This is a genomic window from Streptomyces sp. NPDC002055 (assembly GCF_040296705.1).
GTDB lineage: Bacteria > Actinomycetota > Actinomycetes > Streptomycetales > Streptomycetaceae > Streptomyces.
The window spans coordinates 20,052-38,158 of sequence record NZ_JBEOXS010000064.1; the positions used below are offsets into that span (position 1 = coordinate 20,052).

At 72.5% G+C, this 18,107-nt stretch carries 15 protein-coding genes and 2 tRNA genes; 7 read left to right on the forward strand and 10 right to left on the reverse strand.

The window, feature by feature from the left end; all coding sequences use genetic code 11:
- Positions 1-2: 2 nt before the first annotated feature.
- Together rsgA and ABT112_RS29080 are read left to right on the forward strand one after the other, a co-directional pair.
- On the forward strand, positions 3-1,028 hold the full coding sequence (rsgA, locus tag ABT112_RS29075; RefSeq protein ID WP_351514576.1) for a ribosome small subunit-dependent GTPase A: 1,026 nt from the start codon (positions 3-5) through the stop codon (positions 1,026-1,028).
- Between the two features lie 238 nt (positions 1,029-1,266).
- Positions 1,267-1,590, forward strand: coding sequence for a DMT family transporter (locus tag ABT112_RS29080; RefSeq protein ID WP_351514601.1), 324 nt, complete (start codon positions 1,267-1,269; stop codon positions 1,588-1,590).
- Between the two features lie 107 nt (positions 1,591-1,697).
- On the opposite strand, the gene ABT112_RS29085 is transcribed toward ABT112_RS29080, so the two are convergent.
- On the reverse strand, positions 1,698-2,342 hold the full coding sequence (locus ABT112_RS29085; protein ID WP_351514578.1) for a TetR/AcrR family transcriptional regulator: 645 nt from the start codon (positions 2,340-2,342) through the stop codon (positions 1,698-1,700).
- A 152-nt stretch (positions 2,343-2,494) separates the two neighbouring features.
- On the opposite strand from ABT112_RS29085, the gene hisN reads away from it, so the two are divergent.
- Positions 2,495-3,295 carry a histidinol-phosphatase gene (gene hisN / locus ABT112_RS29090; RefSeq protein WP_351514579.1) on the forward strand — a complete coding sequence of 267 codons (801 nt, stop codon included), beginning with the start codon at positions 2,495-2,497 and terminating at the stop codon, positions 3,293-3,295.
- 214 nt (positions 3,296-3,509) lie between these two features.
- Positions 3,510-3,911 carry a CBS domain-containing protein gene (locus ABT112_RS29095; protein WP_351514580.1) on the forward strand — a complete coding sequence of 134 codons (402 nt, stop codon included), beginning with the start codon at positions 3,510-3,512 and terminating at the stop codon, positions 3,909-3,911.
- Between the two features lie 195 nt (positions 3,912-4,106).
- Here ABT112_RS29095 and ABT112_RS29100 read toward each other — a convergent pair whose 3' ends face one another.
- On the reverse strand, positions 4,107-5,582 hold the full coding sequence (locus ABT112_RS29100; RefSeq protein WP_351514582.1) for a catalase: 1,476 nt from the start codon (positions 5,580-5,582) through the stop codon (positions 4,107-4,109).
- A 134-nt stretch (positions 5,583-5,716) separates the two neighbouring features.
- Here ABT112_RS29100 and ABT112_RS29105 point away from each other — a divergent pair, with 134 nt between their 5' ends.
- Entirely contained in the window at positions 5,717-6,133 is a 417-nt protein-coding gene (locus ABT112_RS29105; protein WP_351514584.1) for a Fur family transcriptional regulator, read from the forward strand.
- Between the two features lie 201 nt (positions 6,134-6,334).
- On the opposite strand, the gene ABT112_RS29110 is transcribed toward ABT112_RS29105, so the two are convergent.
- From ABT112_RS29110 to ABT112_RS29125, 4 genes are all read right to left on the reverse strand, one after another.
- Positions 6,335-6,408, reverse strand: a tRNA-Met gene (locus ABT112_RS29110).
- Between the two features lie 402 nt (positions 6,409-6,810).
- A complete protein-coding gene (locus ABT112_RS29115) occupies positions 6,811-8,706 on the reverse strand; it encodes a tetratricopeptide repeat protein (RefSeq protein WP_351514586.1) in 1,896 nt (631 codons plus the stop codon).
- Between the two features lie 165 nt (positions 8,707-8,871).
- A tRNA-Met gene (locus ABT112_RS29120) sits at positions 8,872-8,945 on the reverse strand.
- A gap of 44 nt (positions 8,946-8,989) precedes the next feature.
- Positions 8,990-11,869, reverse strand: coding sequence for a UPF0182 family membrane protein (locus ABT112_RS29125; RefSeq protein ID WP_351514603.1), 2,880 nt, complete (start codon positions 11,867-11,869; stop codon positions 8,990-8,992).
- 138 nt (positions 11,870-12,007) lie between these two features.
- Between ABT112_RS29125 and ABT112_RS29130 the strand changes: the two genes are divergently transcribed.
- Positions 12,008-12,565 (forward strand): PPA1309 family protein, encoded by a 558-nt coding sequence (locus ABT112_RS29130; RefSeq protein WP_351514588.1) that lies wholly within the window; start codon positions 12,008-12,010, stop codon positions 12,563-12,565.
- Positions 12,566-12,817: 252 nt separating this feature from the next.
- Here ABT112_RS29130 and ABT112_RS29135 read toward each other — a convergent pair whose 3' ends face one another.
- The 4 genes from ABT112_RS29135 to ABT112_RS29150 form a co-directional block, all read right to left on the reverse strand.
- Positions 12,818-13,909, reverse strand: a complete 1,092-nt coding sequence (locus ABT112_RS29135) for a YlbL family protein (protein WP_351514590.1) — start codon at positions 13,907-13,909, stop codon at positions 12,818-12,820.
- A gap of 267 nt (positions 13,910-14,176) precedes the next feature.
- Positions 14,177-14,347 (reverse strand): hypothetical protein, encoded by a 171-nt coding sequence (locus ABT112_RS29140; protein WP_351514592.1) that lies wholly within the window; start codon positions 14,345-14,347, stop codon positions 14,177-14,179.
- 131 nt (positions 14,348-14,478) lie between these two features.
- Positions 14,479-14,937, reverse strand: coding sequence for a molybdenum cofactor biosynthesis protein MoaE (locus tag ABT112_RS29145; protein ID WP_351514594.1), 459 nt, complete (start codon positions 14,935-14,937; stop codon positions 14,479-14,481).
- An 81-nt stretch (positions 14,938-15,018) separates the two neighbouring features.
- Positions 15,019-16,128 (reverse strand): SDR family oxidoreductase, encoded by a 1,110-nt coding sequence (locus ABT112_RS29150; RefSeq protein WP_351514596.1) that lies wholly within the window; start codon positions 16,126-16,128, stop codon positions 15,019-15,021.
- A 190-nt stretch (positions 16,129-16,318) separates the two neighbouring features.
- Between ABT112_RS29150 and ABT112_RS29155 the strand changes: the two genes are divergently transcribed.
- Complete coding sequence (locus ABT112_RS29155; RefSeq protein WP_351514597.1) at positions 16,319-17,839, forward strand: zinc-dependent metalloprotease; 1,521 nt, start codon at positions 16,319-16,321, stop codon at positions 17,837-17,839.
- The last annotated feature ends 268 nt before the right edge of the window (positions 17,840-18,107 follow it).

Consider the following 18,107-nt stretch of genomic DNA (forward strand, 5'->3'; position numbering starts at 1 on the left):
CGATGCGCCGCTACGGCAAGCACACCGACGAGGACGACGTACGGGTCCGGCCGAACCGCAAGGGCAACCGCCCCCGTACCAATATCCGGCCCAAGCACGAGGACGCCGCCGAGGGCTTCGTCCTGACCGTCGACCGGGGCCGGCTGACCTGCCTGGTCGAGGGCCGCACGATCACCGCGATGAAGGCCCGCGAACTGGGCCGCAAGGGCGTGGTCGTGGGCGACCGGGTGGGGATCGTCGGTGACCTCTCCGGCGCCAAGGACACCCTCGCGCGGATCGTGCGCGTCGAGGAGCGCTCCTCGGTGCTCCGGCGCACGGCGGACGACGACGACCCGTTCGAGCGGGTGGTCGTGGCCAACGCCGACCAGCTCGCCATCGTCACGGCGCTGGCCGACCCGGAGCCGCGGCCCCGGCTGATCGACCGCTGCCTGGTCGCGGCCTACGACGCGGGGCTGGACCCGCTGCTGGTGCTCACCAAGTCCGACCTCTCGCCGGCCGGACCGCTGCTGGAGACGTACGAGACGCTGGGCGTGCCCTACGTGGTGACCAACCGGGCCCAACTGGCCGACGGCGGCGCCGCGGAGCTGGTCCGGGGGCGGCTGGCCGACCGGATCACGGCCTTCGTCGGCCACTCCGGGGTCGGGAAGACCACCCTCGTCAACGCCCTGGTGCCGGACCGGCAGCGGGCGACCGGCGTGGTCAACGCGGTGACCGGCCGCGGCCGGCACACCACCACCTCGGCGCTCGCCCTGCCGCTGACCGCGGACGCGGCCGGCGGCGGGAAGGGCGGCTGGGTGATCGACACTCCCGGCGTGCGGTCCTTCGGGCTGAACCACGTCGATCCGTCCCGCGTGATCCACGCGTTCCCGGACCTGGTGCCGGGCACCGAGGGCTGTCCGCGGGCCTGCAGCCACGACGAGAAGGACTGCGCGCTGGACACGTGGGCCGCCGAGGGGCACGCGGACCCGGCACGGCTGCACTCCCTGCGGCGGCTGCTGGCCACCCGGGAGCGGCGCGAGGGGGACTGACCTCCCGGCGCACGGCCCGCGGCATCCGGCGCCGTCCGCCCCCGCTCGTCCGGTGCGCACCCGCTCGCCCGGTCCGCCCGCCGCCCTTCCGCGGCGGGCTTCGGCGCCGGGTGCCCGGGGCGGTTTCCCTGCGGCGTTCGATGGTCCGACGTTCGGCGGTTCCCACCCGAGGTGCGTGCATAATCGCACCAAGCACACCAAGGTGGACGAAGCGGTCACCGACGTGGGAGGCACACACATGGCGTGGCTGCTGGTCGTGGTCGCCGGGCTGCTGGAGACGGGCTTCGCGGTGTGTCTGAAGCTCTCGCACGGCTTCACCCGCCTCTGGCCGACCGTGGCCTTCTGCGCCTTCGCGCTCGGCAGCTTCGGCCTGCTGACCCTGGCGCTCAAGAAGCTGGACGTCGGACCGGCGTACGCGGTCTGGACCGGCATCGGCGCCGCCGGGACCGCCCTCTACGGCATGATCTTCCTCGGCGATCTGGTCTCCACCCTGAAGATCGTCTCCATCTCGCTGGTGATCGTGGGCGTGATCGGCCTCCAGCTCTCCGGCTCCGCGCACTGATGGCTCGCCGCCGGCCCTGCCCCGGAGCCCCGGCAGCACCTCCGCGGCGCCCGGGACAGCACCGGCGGCGAGCGGCCCCGGGAGCGGGCCGGCGACGAGCCCCGGGCTCAGCCGGACCGCGGCGCGGCGACCGCCCCCGCCGCGCAGCACTCCCGGACCAGCCGCGAGGGGTCCTCCGCCCCGGCCGGAACCACCACGTAGGACAGCGCCAGCCGGACGGCGACCTCGCACTCCCGGGCCAGCTCCTCCGCCTCCTCCTTCGGCCGCCCCGCCTCCAGGACGGCCAGCGCCCGGTCGCGCACCTGCCCCAGCAGCTCGACCGGGGTGGGCGGCCCGGCGTCGGCGCGGCGCTGCGCCGGGAGGTAGGACGCGGGCGATCCGGCTCCCCCGGCGCGCGGAGGAGCCGGCAGCAGCTCACCCCAGAACCCGGTGAGCACGGCCCTGACCAGCGGATTCGTCCGGGCGGTGCGCACCGTCCAGTCCGCGACCGCCGCGAGGCGCCGGCCCGGGTCCGGTTCCGCGCCGGCCCCGTCCTGCCGCCCGAGAGCTCCCTCGACGCCGGCGAGATAGGCGTCGGCTTCCCGCCGCACCAGGGCTCTCGCCAGGCCGTCCTTGCTCCCGAACTCGTTGTAGAGGGTCTGCCGGGACACCCCGGCGGCGGCCGCGACCTCGACCATCCGAACGCCCGACCAGGGGCGGTACGTCAGCGCCGCGAAGGCGGCGTCCAGCAAGGATTCACGTGCAGTAGGCATCGTTGCCTCCCGGCACTCCGGTTCACACGGCTGACGTCCGCACACGATTGACGCGCCGCCACGGAGTGTCAATAGCTCCGACGGCGCACTCCTCCACCCCGGACGGACACGGTCGTGTGGCCGGTCCGCGGAGCGGTCGATACTGTTCGCCCATGCCCGACTATCACGATGATCTGCGTCTGGCCCACGTGCTGGCGGATACCGCGGACGCCGCGACCATGGAACGGTTCAAGGCGCTCGACCTCAAGGTCGAGACCAAACCCGACATGACGCCGGTGAGCGAGGCCGACAAGGCCGCCGAGGAGCTGATCCGCTCCCAGCTGTCCCGCGCCCGGCCGCGGGACGCCGTGCTGGGCGAGGAGTACGGCAGCGAGGGCAGCGGCCCGCGGCGCTGGATCATCGACCCGATCGACGGCACCAAGAACTATGTGCGAGGCGTCCCCGTCTGGGCGACCCTGATCGCGCTGATGGTGCAGGGCGAGGGCGGCTACCAGCCGGTCGTCGGCGTGGTCTCCGCTCCGGCGCTCGGCCGCCGCTGGTGGGCGGCGCAGGGCTCGGGCGCCTACACCGGCCGCAGCCTGTCCTCGGCGACCCGGCTCCGGGTCTCCCAGGTCGGCAAGGTCTCGGACGCCTCCTTCGCCTACTCGTCGCTGACCGGCTGGGAGGACCAGGGGCGGCTCGACGGCTTCCTCGATCTGAGCCGCGACTGCTGGCGGACCCGCGCCTACGGCGACTTCTGGCCGTACATGATGGTGGCCGAGGGCTCGGTGGACATGTGCGCCGAGCCGGAGCTCTCCCTCTGGGACATGGCGGCCACCGCGATCGTCGTGCAGGAGGCCGGCGGCAGCTTCACCAGCCTGGACGGCGTGCCGGGGCCGGGCGGCGCGAACGCCGCCGCCTCCAACGGGCTGCTCCACGAGGACCTGCTGGGCTACCTGAACCAGCGCTACTGACGAGGGGCGGGCGCGGGCACCGGGCGCCACCGCGCCCCGCCCCGGCTCCGCCCGCCCCCTTGCCGCCTCCGAAGCCGCATGTGAACATGAGAATCCCCCTGCTTGTGAACTTGTGAAATACTTCTCATGAAGGGTTCACACCTCACGAGGGGTTCACGCCGCTCGGAGGATTCACGCCTCGCGGGGGACACATGAAGAGAGGTGGCCCCGTTCCATGCTCGTTCGCGACGCCATGAGCTCGGTAGTCCTCACCATCGGTCCCGCCCACACCCTCCGCCAGGCCGCGCAGCTGATGTCCGCGCGCCGGGTCGGCGCCGCCGTCGTCCTCGATCCGGAGGACTGCGGGATCGGCATCCTCACCGAACGCGACATCCTCAACTCCCTGGGCGCCGGCCAGGACCCCGACCGGGAGAGCGCCCACGCCCACACCACGACCGACGTCGTCTTCGCGGCCCCCTCCTGGACGCTCCAGGAAGCGGCGGAGGCCATGACCCACGGCGGCTTCCGGCACCTGGTCGTCCTCGACGACCTGGAGCCCGTCGGGGTGGTGTCGGTGCGCGACATCATCCGCTGCTGGGCTCCGGAACGCCGGCGGACCACGGCACTCGCAGGCTGACGGACAGGACACGTAAGCCGCACACCGGCGGACCGCACACCCCGCGACCCCCGGACCGGCGCCACGAGCGAACGGGCCCGAGCACATCCCCGCCCCGCCCGCACCCGGGCACCGGGCGGGTCGCACACCCACCGAGCACCGGAAGGGGCCGGATCCCGGGCGGGATCCGGCCCCTTCGTGACGACGAGCCTCCGGTCAGCCGCGCAGGGCCCGGACCGCGGCCTCCAGACGCTTGCCGTAGTCCTCGTCCGCCTGCCGGAAGTTGTCGATCGCCCGCTCGGCGATGTCGTCGCGCGACACCTGGGCGATGAAGCCCGCGAGGTTGGCGATCAGCCGCTCCCGCTCGGCCTCGGACATCAGCCGGTAGAGCCGGCCGGCCTGGACGAAATCGTCGTCCTCGGCGTGCGAGGGGGCGGCGTCGTTGCCCGTGGCGCCGCCGACCGCGAGCGGCTGCCACAGCGGACGGCCGGTCTGCTCCGGACCGCCGGAGCTGTTCGGCTCGTAGTTCCGGGCACGGCCGTGCCGGCCGTCGTAGAGCGCGCCGTCCCGGCCGTGGGTGCGCGCCTCGGCGGCGCGCGGACGGTTCACCGGCAGCTGGTCGGCGTTGATCCCGACGCGGTACCGGTGGGCGTCGCCGTAGCCGAAGAGCCGGCCCTGGAGCATCTTGTCCGGGGACGGGCCGATGCCCGGCACGAAGTGCGCCGGCGAGAAGACCGACTGCTCGACCTCGGCGAAGACGTTCTCCGGGTTGCGGTTGAGCTCCAGCTTCCCGATCTCGATCGGCGGGTAATCCTCGTGCGGCCAGACCTTGGTCAGGTCGAACGGGTTGAAGCGGTAGCCCGCCGCGTCGGCCGCGGGCATGATCTGCACCTGCACGGTCCAGGTCGGGAACGCGCCCCGCTCGATGGCCTGGCGCAGATCGCGCTGGTGGGAGTCGGGGTCCTCACCCGCGAGTCGGTCGGCGTCGCCCTGGGCGAGGTTCCGGATGCCCTGGTCGGTCTTGAAGTGGTACTTGACCCAGAAGACCTCTCCGGCCTCGTTGTTCCACTGGAAGGTGTGCGAGCCGTAGCCGTTCATGTGGCGGTACGAGGCGGGGATGCCGCGGTCACCGAAGAGCCAGGTCACCTGGTGGGTCGACTCGGGCGAGAGCCCCCAGAAGTCCCAGACGTTGTCCGCCTCCTGCGACCCGGTGTAGGGGTCGCGCTTCTGGGTGTGGATGAAGTCCGGGAACTTGACGGCGTCCTTGATGAAGAACACCGGGGTGTTGTTGCCGACGAGGTCGTAGTTGCCCTCCTCGGTGTAGAACTTCAGCGCGAAGCCGCGCGGGTCCCGCACCGCGTCGGCCGAACCGAGGCTGCCGGCGACGGTGGAGAAGCGCAGGAAGGTCTCGGTCCGCTTGCCCACCTCGGACAGGAACTTCGCCCGGGTGTACCGGCTCACATCGGCGGTGACGGTGAAGGTGCCGTACGCGCCGGCGCCCCGCGCGTGCACCACCCGCTCCGGGATCCGCTCCCGGTTGAAGCGCGCGAGCTTCTCCAGCAGGTGCTGGTCCTGGACCAGGACCGGGCCGCCGGGGCCCGCGGTCTCGCTGTTCTGGCTGTCCGCGACCGGAGCGCCGGACTCCGTCGTGAGCGGGCCGGTGGTCCCGGTCGCCTCGTCCCGAACCGTCACGTGCTCCTCCTGCGTGTCGTCCTGCTCCTGGCGTTCACTGAATGGGATCCTACATTGGACTTAGTCCAAGTCAAGATGAGGACAAAGACCGTACCGGTTCGGAACAACGCTCACCCGCTGTTAGGCTGATTGTCATGAGTGACCTGCTGGAGCGACTTCGAGGACGCGGCTGGCGCCTGACCGCGCAGCGGCGGGTCGTCGCCGAGGTCCTCGACGGTGACCACGTCCACCTCACCGCGGATGAAGTCCATGCGCGGGCCGTCGAGCGACTGCCCGAGATCTCCCGTGCGACCGTGTACAACACGCTGGGCGAGATGGTCTCGCTCGGCGAGGTGATCGAGGTCAGCACGGACCGCCGCGCGATGCGCTACGACCCGAACGCCCACCACCCGCATCAGCACCTGGTGTGCGCGAAGTGCGGCACGGTGCGCGATGTCCACCCCGGCGGCAATCCGCTCGCGGACCTGCCGGACGCCGAGCGCTTCGGCTTCACGGTCTCCGACGTCGAGGTCACCTACCGCGGGCTCTGCCCGTCCTGCGCCACCGCCTGAGGCGGTCGCAGCACCGCCCGAGAGCCGCCCTCGCCGCCGGAACGCACAGCGCCGGCGACCCTCGGCACGCGCGGGCCCGATAGGAAGCGGACGGCCCGAAGCAGACGACTGCACGGAACAGGTGACATGCGGCGCACACCACGCATGCATGCGCGCACATGACGAAGGCCCGGATCCTGAGGATCCGGGCCTTCGCTCTCGTAGCGGGGACAGGATTTGAACCTGCGACCTCTGGGTTATGAGCCCAGCGAGCTACCGAGCTGCTCCACCCCGCGTCGGTGTGCCTTTACTCTAGCCTCAGGCCGACGACCAGCGCAAATCCGTTCAGGAGGCGGCCTCCCCCGGGCCCTCGCAGCGGTCCGCGGCGGGCCCCAGGAGTGCCTTGCGCGCCGGTGACCACGACCCCACAGGTGCCCAACGCCCGCCGGTGACCGCGGCCGTCCACCGGCGCGGACGGGCACCGGCCACCGGCGCACCGGGCACCGACCGCCGCGCACCGGTCACCACGCACCGGGTGCGCTACGCCGGGCCGGGTGCCCGGAACCCCGCGGGCCCCGGACGCCACGGCGACCCGTGCGGACCGACGGCCGCCCGGCCGGCGCCGTGACCCCGGCCGCCCGACCAGGGCCGTAGCCCCGGCCGGCGCCGGCTCGTCCCGCCGGGCACGTCCCGCCGGCTCAGGCCGTCAGCTCCTGCTGGAGGGCGTCGCGGAGTCGCGCCGCGCGCTCGGCGACCTCCGCCGGCCCCAGCTCGACCGCCCGCGTGCACCAGCGCTGCCCCTCGGCGAGGTCGCCCCGGCGGGCGGCCAGCAGGGCGAGGCGCAGCGCGGCGCGGCCGTGGCCGGCGTTGGCCGCGCGGGTCCACCACAGGGCCGCTTCCGGCTCGCTGCCCTCCCGGGCCAGCAGCAGCCCCAGGTTGAAGGCGCCGCTGCGGCTGCCCGCCTCGGCCGCGGTGCGGTACCAGCGCGAGGCCCCGGCGACGTCGCCGCGGAAGGCGGCGATCATCCCGCAGCGCACCTGGGCGCTCCGGTGGCCCTGTTCGGCCGCCCGCTCGAACCACTCCTCGCACTCGGTGGCCGTGCCGTCCCCTTCCTCCGGCCGCTGCCGCCGCTCCAGCAGGGTGCCCAGGCGGAAGGCAGCCTCCGCGCTGCCGCCACCGGCCGCACAGCGCAGATGACGCTCCGCCGTGCGCTCGTCGCCGTCGCGGAGCAGCGCGATGGCGACCTGCAGGGCCGCCTCGGTGTGCCCGGCCGCGGCGGCACGCTCGTACCACTGGCGCGCGGCGGCCGTCTCGTGCCGTCCGGCGTGCAGGATGCCGAGGTTGAAGGCCGCGTCCACGCTGCCCGCCTCGGCGGCCTTGGAGAACCACGGCTCCGCCCCCGCGGGGTCGCCCTGCTGGAGCAGCAGGACCGCGAGCGCGTTGGCGGCCTCGCGGTGCCCGGTGTAGGCGGCGCGGCGGTACCACTGCTCGGCCTGGGCGGTGCGGTCCTGCTCGGCGCAGAGCAGCCCGAGGTTGAACGCGCCGTTGTGGTCCCCGGCGTCGAGCGCGGCGCGGTACCAGCGCTCGGCGGTCTGCGGCTCACCGCGGTCGGCGTGCAGGGCGCCCAGCGCGTTGGCGGCGTTGCCGTCGCCGTCCTGGGCCGCGCGCCGCCACCAGACCGCGGCGCTGTCGGTGTCCCCGGCGTCGCGCAGCAGGAAGCCGAGCGCGCAGGCGGCGCGGGGCTCCCCGTCCTTGGCCGCGGTGAGGTACCAGCGGCCGGCCTCCTGGATGTCGCCCCGCTCCTCGAGCAGGGTGCCGAGGTGCAGTGCGGCACGCCGGTGGCCGCGCGCCGCGGCCTGCCGGTACCACTGCTCGGCCTCGCCGGCCGCGGCGGCCGGGTCCTCGCCGGACGGTTCCGGGACCGCCCGGCGGCCCGTGGACGTACCGAACGGGTCCGGGCGGCGCGGGTCGTCCGGCTCGTGGCCGGGGTGGTGCCGGTCCAGGATGCGGGCGAGCCGGTACGCGGCCTCGCGGTGCCCCTGGTCGGCGGCCGCCCGGAACCAGCGCTCGGCGACGGCGTCGCCGCGGTGCTCCAGCAGGTCCGCCAGGGCGTAGGCGCCGAGGGCGTGGCCCGATTCGGCGGACTGGCGCAGCCAGTACTCGGCGGCGGGCTCGTCACCGCGCTCCCGGTAATGGCGGCCGAGGGCGTGCGCGGCCGCGGCCGAGCCGGCCACGGCGGCGATCCGCCACCAGCCCGCGGCCTCGTCCGCGTAGCCGCGCTGGTGCAGCAGGACGCCGAGGTTGTTGGCCGCCGCCCGGTCCCCCGTGGCGGTGGCGGCCCGCAGATAGGGCTCCGCGCCGTCGAGATCGCCCCGGCGCAGCAGCAGAGCGCCGAGGACGCTCATCGATTCGGTGTCGCCGATCTCGGCGGCGTGCCGGTGCCGGGTCGTCTCCTCGTCCGTGTCGGCGGGGAGTGTCGTGGTCTCGGTGCAGCCCGGTCCGGCTGCGGATGCGAGCGGGCCCTGCCCGTCGTCGGGTGGGCTCACAAACCGACCTGTTTCCAACAGATTTGCCTTGTCCCCCATAAGGGCCATCGTCGCACCACCCGCAACCCGCGTACACCTCGTATACCGCAGCCCGTGAAGTCACTTCGGCGTTTTGTCGACTTCCCGACACGACGTTGTGCCAAACGCCGGACTCCCAACTGTCCCCCACACAAGCGAAGGGCCCGGAGTCATTGACTCCGGGCCCTTCTTTCGTAGCGGGGACAGGATTTGAACCTGCGACCTCTGGGTTATGAGCCCAGCGAGCTACCGAGCTGCTCCACCCCGCGCCGTTGTGTGTGTAACACTACCACGCTGCGGGGTGGAGCCTTACTCAGCTGTTCCCGGGCTTCTGGTCGGCCGGCTTCCGGTCCGCCTTCGCCTCGGCGTCGGCGGCCCGCTTCAGCGCCGCCTCCAGGTCTTCCTGGGCCTTGCCGTAGGCGGTCCAGTCCTGGTCGGCCAGCGCCTTCTGGCCCGCCTCGAACGCCTTCTGGGCGTCGTCGAGCGCCGCGCGCACCGTCGGATCGGCGGACGGCGGACGGGTGCCCTCGCCCGGCGGCTTCGTCGTGCCGCCCTGCTTGCCGAAGACCTCGTCGAGCGCCTCGCCCAGGGTGTTGCGGAAGGCGGTCTGGTCGTTGTACGAGACCAGAACCTTCTTCAGCAGCGGGTAGTTGGTGCCGGCGCCGCGCACATAGACCGGTTCGACGTAGAGCAGGCCGCCGTCGAGCGGGACGGTCAGGAGATTGCCGTACTCGACCTCCGAGTCACCTCTCTTGAGGATGTTGATCTCGTTGGCGATGGCCGTCTCGGAGTTGAACTTGCTCTGCACCTGCTGCGGACCGGACACCGTGGTGTTGGACGGCAGCTTCAGGATTCTGATCTTGCCGAACTCGTCGCTCTCGGCGTCGGCGTCCACGGCCATGAAGGCACCGAGGTTCTCCCGGCCGCGGGGCGTGAATGTCGTCGTGAGCGAGAACGACTGCGCCTTCTGGTCCGGCATCTTCATGCTGAGGTAGTACGGCGGCACCGCGTTCCCCGACTTGTTCGTCGGGTCGTTCGGCACCTGCCAGACCTCACTGCCGCTGTAGAACTGCACGGCCTTGGTGACGTGGTAGCGGGTCAGCAGCTGGCGCTGCACCTTGAACAGGTCCTGCGGGTACCGCAGGTGCCGCATCAGGTCCTTGTCGATGGAGGACTTGGCCTTCACCGTGCCCGGGAACGCCTTCTTCCAGGTCTTGAGGACCGGGTCCTTGGTGTCCCACTCGTAGAGCTCCACCTTGCCCGTGAAGGCGTCGACGGTCGCCTTGACCGAGTTGCGGATGTAGTTGACCTGGTTCTGCTGGGCCACCACCGTGCGCTGACCGTTGGTGAGCGAGTCGGCCGTGGTGTCGCCCAGCGTGGTGCGCGAGGAGTACGGGTAGCCGTTCGACGTCGTGTAGGCGTCGACGATCCACTGGATCCGGCCGTTCACGACCGCGGGATAGGCGTCGCCGTCGATGGTGAGCCAGGGCGCCACCGACTCGACGCGCTCCTTGGGCGTGCGGTTGTACAGGATCCGCGAACCGTCACCGATGGCACCGGAGTAGAGGATCTGCGGCTCGCCGAAGGCCACCGCGTAGGCCGCCCGGTTCACCGGATTCGCCAGGTTGACGCCGCTCTTGCCGGTGTACCGGTAGAGCTTCTCGCCCTCGGCGTCGGAGTAGTCGAGCTCCTTCTGCGGACCGCCGACGATCGAGTACTGCGAGGTCTTCTCGCCGTAGTAGACCCGCTGCTGGTAGGTGCCCAGCCGGCCCTTGGTCGGCAGGTCGTACTCGGTGAAGTCCGGGGCGCCGCCCGGCGTCACCGAGGTGCCCTTGGCCGCCACCGCGCCGTAGCCGTGGGTGTACTTGAAGTGGTCGTTGATCCAGTTCCGCTCGGGGATCCCGTTGATGTTCAGCTCGCGCAGGCCGATGACGGTGTCCTGCTCCTTGCCGTCCTTGCCCGGGTAACGGTCGACGTCGAGCGTGGCGGGGAAGCCGTAGTAGCCCCGGACCTGCTGGAGCTGCTGGTACGTCGGCGAGACGATGTTGGGGTCCAGCAGCCGCATGCTCGCGGTGCTCTCGGCGTCGCTGCGCAGCTTCCGGTCATCGGTCTGCGTGCTCTTGCCGGAGTAGTCGCTGACCTGCGAGTCGTCGATGTCGTACGCCTTGCGCGTGGCATCGATGTTCTTCTGGATGTACTGCGCTTCCTTCGCCTGCTCGTTCGGCTGGACCTGGAACTTCTGCACGATCGCCGGGTACAGCCCGCCGATGAGGATCGCGGACAGCACCATCAGCCCGAACCCGATGACCGGGAGCTGCCAGGTGCGCCGCCACAGCGTGGCGAAGAAGAGCAGGGCGCAGATGACCGCGATGCAGAAGAGGATGGTCTTCGCCGGGAGATAGGCGTTGGCGTCGACATACCGCAGGCCGGTCCAGCCGTTGGTGGACTTCAGGTCGCTCGACTTGACCGCGAGGCCGTACCGGTCGAGCCAGTAGGCGACCGCCTTGAGCGAGACGAAGACACCGAGCAGCACGGACAGATGGCCCGTCGCCGCGGCGGTGGCCCGGGCCCCCGGGCTGGTGATCCGCAGACCGCCGTAGAGGTAGTGGACCAGGGCGGCGGCGATCAGGCTCAGCACCGCCGCGGCGAAGCCGAAGCCCAGCAGGAAGCGGTACCAGGGCAGATCGAAGGAGTAGAAGGAGACGTCCTTGTCGAACTGCGGGTCCTTCGTACCGAACGGAACGCCGTTGACCCACAGCAGCCAGGTGCGCCACTGGCCGGAGGCCGAGGCCCCGGCGATCAGCCCGATGAGGGCGGTGACCGCGAGCAGCACCCACTTCTTGTACGGGGCGATGCTCATACGGTAGCGGTCGAGGCTCTGCTGCTCGACCGACATGGCGCTGAGCGGCGGCCGCAGCCGGTGGGCGAGCCAGATGTTGACGCCCACGGCCCCCGCCATCAGCAGGCCGAAGACGAGGAAGAGGCCGATCTTGGTCCACAGGGTCGTCGTGAAGACCGACGAGTAGTCGACCGAGCGGTACCAGAGCCAGTCCGTCCAGAACCCGGCGAACATGACGAAGAGCATGGCCAGCACGGCCAGCACGCCCAGTGTCATGAACAGGGTCCGGACGCGCCGGGACGGTCGGCCGACTCTGATCCGCGGCCCTGTCGGGCCTCCGCCGCGGTCCGGCATCTGGAAAGCCAAGGTGCGCACCTCGATGTTTCGCTGTCGTATGAGCGGGCCCCCGCGATAGTAGGGGCCCACTCCTGCAACTTACTCAGGCTTTACCCAGTTCCCGTTCCGGGTCACGAAGGGGGCAAGATATCGAGCATGTCCAACCACTCCCCCGGTAGCACGCCCATGGCCGCGAACCCGCTGACCCGCGCCGTCCTCGAGATCGACGCCTACGCGGCGGGGCTCGGCTGGGACCAGCCCGCCCGGCTCTTCGCCCTTGTCGACACCGAACGGCTGCGTGCCGAGGAACCGGGCCTGGCCGCCCAGCTCGGCATCGACGACGCGGCGGAGGCCGCTTCCCTCACCCCCGTGGAACAGGACGAGCTGCCCGCCGGGGCACCGCTCGACGAGTTCCTCGCCACCATCGCCTGGCCCGGCGCCGTCGCCGGCTGCGCCATGACCGTGGAGCGGCTGATGCTCCCGCCGTCCGCCGAGGCGTCCGTGCCCGAGGGCCTGGACGATGCCCGGCTGGCGGAGTGGGTGACGGCCCACCCGGACCGGCAGGAGGTCCGGATGACGGTCGCCGTGCTGCGGGACGGTTCCCGCGAGACGGCGCTGCGGCTGAAGGAGAAGGACTCCCCGACCGAGGTGCTCACCGGTTCCGATCTGGTGCCGGGGCTGGCCGAAGCGCTGTCTGCGACGTTCGCGGAGTAGGCGGGGCGGCACGTCGCAGTGGAGCCCGGGGCGTCCCGCCCGGATCCCGCCCCGGGCCCGCGGGACCCGAACGGTCCGGACGAAAGCCACCCGCCGTCCCGCCGTCGTTCCCGCCGTCGCGCGGCCCGGCCGCGGGGCTCGGCGGCGGCCCGTCCCGGCGCCCCGGCCGCGTCCGGAGCCGGTCCGGGCGGCGTGCGTCCCCGCCGCTGCGGGCGGGCGGGCGGGCCGCTGTTGTGCGGCCGGGCCGCCCGGTCAGCCCTTGGCGCACTCCGGCAGCTGTCCGGTGTCGCCCTTGCGGATCTTCTCCAGGGACGTCACGGCGTCCCGGATCGTGTCGACCTTCACCAGGGTGAGACCGGCGGGCACGTCCCTGGCCGCGGCGGCACAGTTGTCCTCGGGCGTCAGGAAGTAGCGGGCACCCTTGCCGCGGGCTCCGACGGTCTTCATCTCGATGCCGCCGATCGGGCCGACCGTGCCGTCGTCCTCGATGGTGCCGGTGCCGGCCACGAACGTCCCGCCGGTGAGATCACCCGGGGTCAGCTTGTCCACGATGCCCAGGGCGAACATCAGCCCCGCGCTCGGTCCGCCCACGTCGGCGAGCTTGATGTCCACCTCGAACGGGAACGTGTGGTCGGTGCCGGCCTGGATCCCGACGATCGCCCGGTCGTCGCCCGGCGCCTTCTTCGTCGGCACGGTCACCGTCCGGGTGCCGCGCGGCTCGGGCTTGCCCGCCTTCTCGGCGGCGGCCGCGGCCTTGGCCGGGACGATGGTGAACTCGACCTTCTCGCCCGGCTCGTGGCGCGTCACCACCTTCGCGACGTCCCCGGGCTGTGCGATGCGCTTCCCGTCCACGGCCTTGATCACATCGCCGGCGTGCAGCCGGCCCTGGGCCGGGCTGCCCTTGACCACGGAGCCGACGACCACACGGGCCGAGACCGGGATGTCGAGCTGCCGGAGAGCCGCGACCTTGGCGCTCTCCTGGGACTGGCTGAACTCCTCGGCGTTCTCCTGGTTGGCCTGCTCCGCGGTCTGGCCGTCGGGGTAGAGCGTGTTGTGCGGCACCACGGCGTTGTCGTGGGAGAGCCAGCCGTAGACCGCCTCGAAGAGGTTCATCCGGTAGTCGGCGCCGGTCACCCGGACCGTGGTCATGTTGAGGTTGCCGGAGGCGGGATAGGTCTTGTGCCCGGAGACCTGCAGCACCGGCTCACCGCCGTGCTCGCCGAGGGTGTTCACCGTCGGGCCGGGAGACATCTCGGAGTACGGGACGGGGATCAGCACCCCGGCGCACAGCAGCGCGATCAGCGTCAGGATCGAAGCGAGCATCGTCGCGGTGCGGCGTGGCATGGAACGACAGTACGGGACGGGTCCGACAGTGCAATTCCGGGGCCGCTGCTTCCGGTCCGCCGGCCACGGGGCGCCACCGCGGCAGCGGTTCACGGCCGGGACGGCACGTCCGGGACCGGGTGCGGCCGGAGCGCGGGTCCGGGGCAACGGCCGCGGTGGCGGTCCCTGGCCGCGCCGGATGCGCACCGCCTGCCGGGGACCTGCCCCCGCGCGGGCTGCGGGCTGCGGGCTTCCGGATCGTGGGCCGGTGGGGCTCGTCCGGTGCCGTCAGGCCGCGTCGGAGCCGGAGCGGGACCGTTCCATCGCCTCGCGGAAGCGCGCATAGCCGTCCAGCTCCGCGACATCCTCGACCTTGCGGTTCCGGGCCGCCCAACGCGCCCAGACCGCGGCGACGAGAGCCGCGACGACCGGAATCAGCAACCATGCAAGCGCCGCCATACCGGCCTCCCGACCCCATACACAACCGCAACTGACCGATGAGCAGATTAACCATCCGCCCGATCAACGCTTGCGTCAGGGGGCCGGTTACGCAAGCGGAGTCGGCCATTCAGCGGGCGGCCGGACGCCCGCTAGACGCCCACCCAGTCCGCCGTTCCATCCGCGAATTCCTGGTGCTTCCAGATCGGCACCTCGCGCTTGAGGTCGTCGATCAGGCGGCGGCAGGCCGCGAACGCCTCCTGCCGGTGCGGACAGGAGACCGCGACGACCACCGCGAGGTCACCCACCGAGAGGTCACCCACCCGGTGGACGGCGGCCAGCGCCCGAACGGGGAAGTCCGCGGCGACCCGCTCAGCGAGGCGGCGCATCTCCGCCTCGGCGGTCGGGTGGCAGGAGTAGCCGAGGGCGGAGACGTCCGCTCCGCCGTCGTGGTCCCGGACGGTGCCGACGAAGAGCGCCGTGCCGCCCGCGGAGGCGTCCCCGACGGCCGCGAACACCTCGTCGACGGAGAGCGGGGCCTGACGGATCTCGACGAGACGGACCGGGTCCGGCGCTCCCGCCTCGCCGGGGTGGTCGTGCGTGCCTGCCATACCGTCCATCGTGTCGCACCTGTCTGGATCAGGGAATCCGTATTCCGAAAGAATGTTTCCGCTCGCGGGAGGGGCGGCGCGCTACACCCGGCGGCGCGCCTTGCGGGCCCGCCTGACCAGGGCCGCCGTACCCACCAGGGCCACCGTCGCGCCGGCCGCGCCGAGCGTGGTCGCGTCCTTGCGGCCGAGCCGCCGCCCGGCGACGGTGTGCCGTCCGGCGACCTCCTCCAGCAGCTCCGCGAGGACCTCCTCGTTCGTCCAGCCGGGCCGCCATCCCGCGTCGTGCAGCCTGCTGCCGCTCACCACCCAGGGGTGCATGGTGTACGCGAGGTCGCCCGCCGGCGAGGGGGTGAGGCCGAGGCGGTGCAGCCGTGAGGCGGCCCCCAGGGCCACCGCGGACGGCAGCTCCATGCGCCGGATTCCGGTCAGCTCCTCGACCTCCTCCTGCTCCAGCCAGCCGTCGCAGCCGACCGCGAACTCGCCCTCGACCTTCTCCAGCGCCGCGTACTCCAGGGCGCTCACCAGGTCCTCGATGTGGCAGAACTGCCAGGTCGGGCGGGACCCGGCGACGACCAGCAGGCGCGGGGACTCGAAGTAGCGGGTGAGGGCGGTGTCGGTGCCGCCGACCAGGATGGCCGGCCGGACCACCGTGACGTTGAGACCGGGGTGCGCGCGGGGCGCGCGGCGGGCGAGGTGCTCGATCTCCAGCAGGTCGCCGACGCCGGTGGCCTCGGCGGTCGCGCGGAGCTCCGCGTCCTCGGCGAGCGGTACGTCGTTGTCGGGCAGCGCCCCGTAGACCATCGCCGAGGTGCAGAGGACGACGCGGTGCACGCCGGCCGCCGCGGCGGCGGTGAGCACGGTCTGGGCGCCTCGCACGTTGTACGCCGTACGGGCCGCGGGGTCGCCCTCGAGGTCGAGATCCAGGGCGAGGTGCACCACGACATCGGCGCCCCGCAGCTTCTCGGCAATGGCCGGATCCCGCACGTCCAGCAGGTGCCACTGGGCTTCCGACACCTCGCCGCGGCGCTCGTCGATCGCCACGACCTGCTTGATCTCCTGGGACGTCGCGAGCCGCTCCGTGAGGAGGGCACCGACACCGGTCGCGGCTCCGGTGACCGCGACAACGGGGCGCCGCGAGGGCGCCGCAGCATCGTTTCGCGCTGCGCGAACTTCTCGATCTGGGGAACTCACCGGGCGTCTCCAGCGGTTGTCTTCAGTACGTACCGGAAGTGACGCGTACGTACCAGTTGGCGTTCATCCTGCCGCAGGCATCGGGGCGGCCAAGCACCGAGCCTAGAGGTGGGCGGAGTGTCTACGCTGGGTGTTGTCGGGCAGTCGCCGCCGGTCCCGGGCCGGCGGTCCCTACGAGCCGAGGAAACCCGTGAGTGACAACCCATTCGGATTCGGCCTTCCGCCGGAGGAGCCGGAAGACGGCGACGACGGCAAGAAGAAGGGGGGCCAGGGCGGCCATCAGGGCCCCGCGAATCCCTTCGGGTTCGGCGGCGGGCTCGGTGGCAACGCCGGGGACAACCCCCTCGCGGCGATGTTCGGCTCGCTGAACCCGAACGACCTCGGGGCGGCCTTCCAGCAGCTCGGGCAGATGCTCTCGTACGAGGGCGGCCCGGTGAACTGGGACATGGCCAAGGACATCGCGCGCCAGACCGTTGCCCAGGGCACCTCCGACGGCACCAAGGACTCCAGCGTCGGGCCGCACGAGCGGGCGGCCGTGGAGGAGTCCGTACGGCTGGCCGATCTCTGGCTGGACGGCGTCACCTCGCTGCCGTCGGGTTCGGGCACCGCCGTGGCGTGGAGCCGGGCCGAGTGGGTCGAGGCGACGCTCCCGGTCTGGAAGGACCTGGTGGATCCCGTCGCCGAGCGGGTCGGCGCGGCGATGGGCGATGTGCTCCCCGAGGAGATGCAGGCCATGGCGGGCCCGCTGCTCGGGATGATGCGCTCCATGGGCGGCGCCATGTTCGGCACCCAGATCGGCCAGGCCGTCGGCATGCTGGCGGGCGAGGTGGTCGGCTCGAGCGACATCGGGCTGCCGCTGGGCCCCGCGGGCAAGGCCGCGCTGCTGCCGGTCAACATCGAGGCGTTCGGCAAGGGCCTGGGCGTCCCGCAGGAGGAGGTGCGGCTGTACCTCGCGCTGCGCGAGGCCGCCCACCAGCGGCTCTTCGCCCATGTCCCCTGGCTGCGGTCGCATCTGTTCGGCGCCGTCGAGGGCTACGCGCGGGGGATCAAGGTCGACACCGCGAAGCTGGAGGACGCGGTGGGCCAGCTGGACCCGACCCACCCGGAGCAGCTGCAGGAGGCGCTGCAGCAGGGCATGTTCCAGCCGGAGGACACCCCGGAGCAGAAGGCCGCGCTCGCCCGGCTGGAGACGGCTCTCGCCCTGGTCGAGGGCTGGGTGGACGCGGTGGTGCACGCCGCGGCGGCACCGCATCTGCCGTCCGCGGACCGGCTGCGGGAGACCCTGCGGCGACGGCGCGCCAGCGGCGGCCCGGCGGAGCAGACCTTCGCCACACTGATCGGGCTGGAGCTGCGGCCGCGCCGGCTGCGGGACGCCTCCCGGCTGTGGGCGTCGCTGACGGACGCCCGCGGAGTGGACGGCCGGGACGGGCTGTGGGCCCACCCGGACATGCTGCCGACGGCCCAGGACCTGGACGACCCCGACGGGTTCGTGCACGGCGAGCAGATGGACTTCTCGGAGATCGACAAGATGCTCGGGGAGGCCGCGAGCGGCGGGAAGCCGCGGCTCGACAAGGACGGCGCCCAGGACGGCGGCGCACCGGGCGAGGACGGGCCGGGCACGAGCGGGCCGGGCACGGGCGGATCGGACGAGGGCGGATCCGGCAAGGGCGACGGAACGGGCCGGGACGGCGAGGGCGACAGCGAGAAGTGAGCCTGCACAAAAACGCGGCCCGAGTCCTGACGAGCTGGAGCCCGCGGCGGGGGGCCGATGTCCCGTGGGCGACGAGGGTTCCCGGCGGCCCGCCCGGTGGCGGAACCTCCGGTGACCGGGGTGGAGCGGTGGCTTCCGCCGCGGTCCCGTCGGCGGGCTCTTCGGCTGCGGTGCCGCGAGCGGGGGCTCACGACCGCCCTGACTCCAGCACCCGCGAGGAGTCCCACGCCCGGGAGGGGGCCCACGCCCGGGAGCAGGAGGAGCTGCG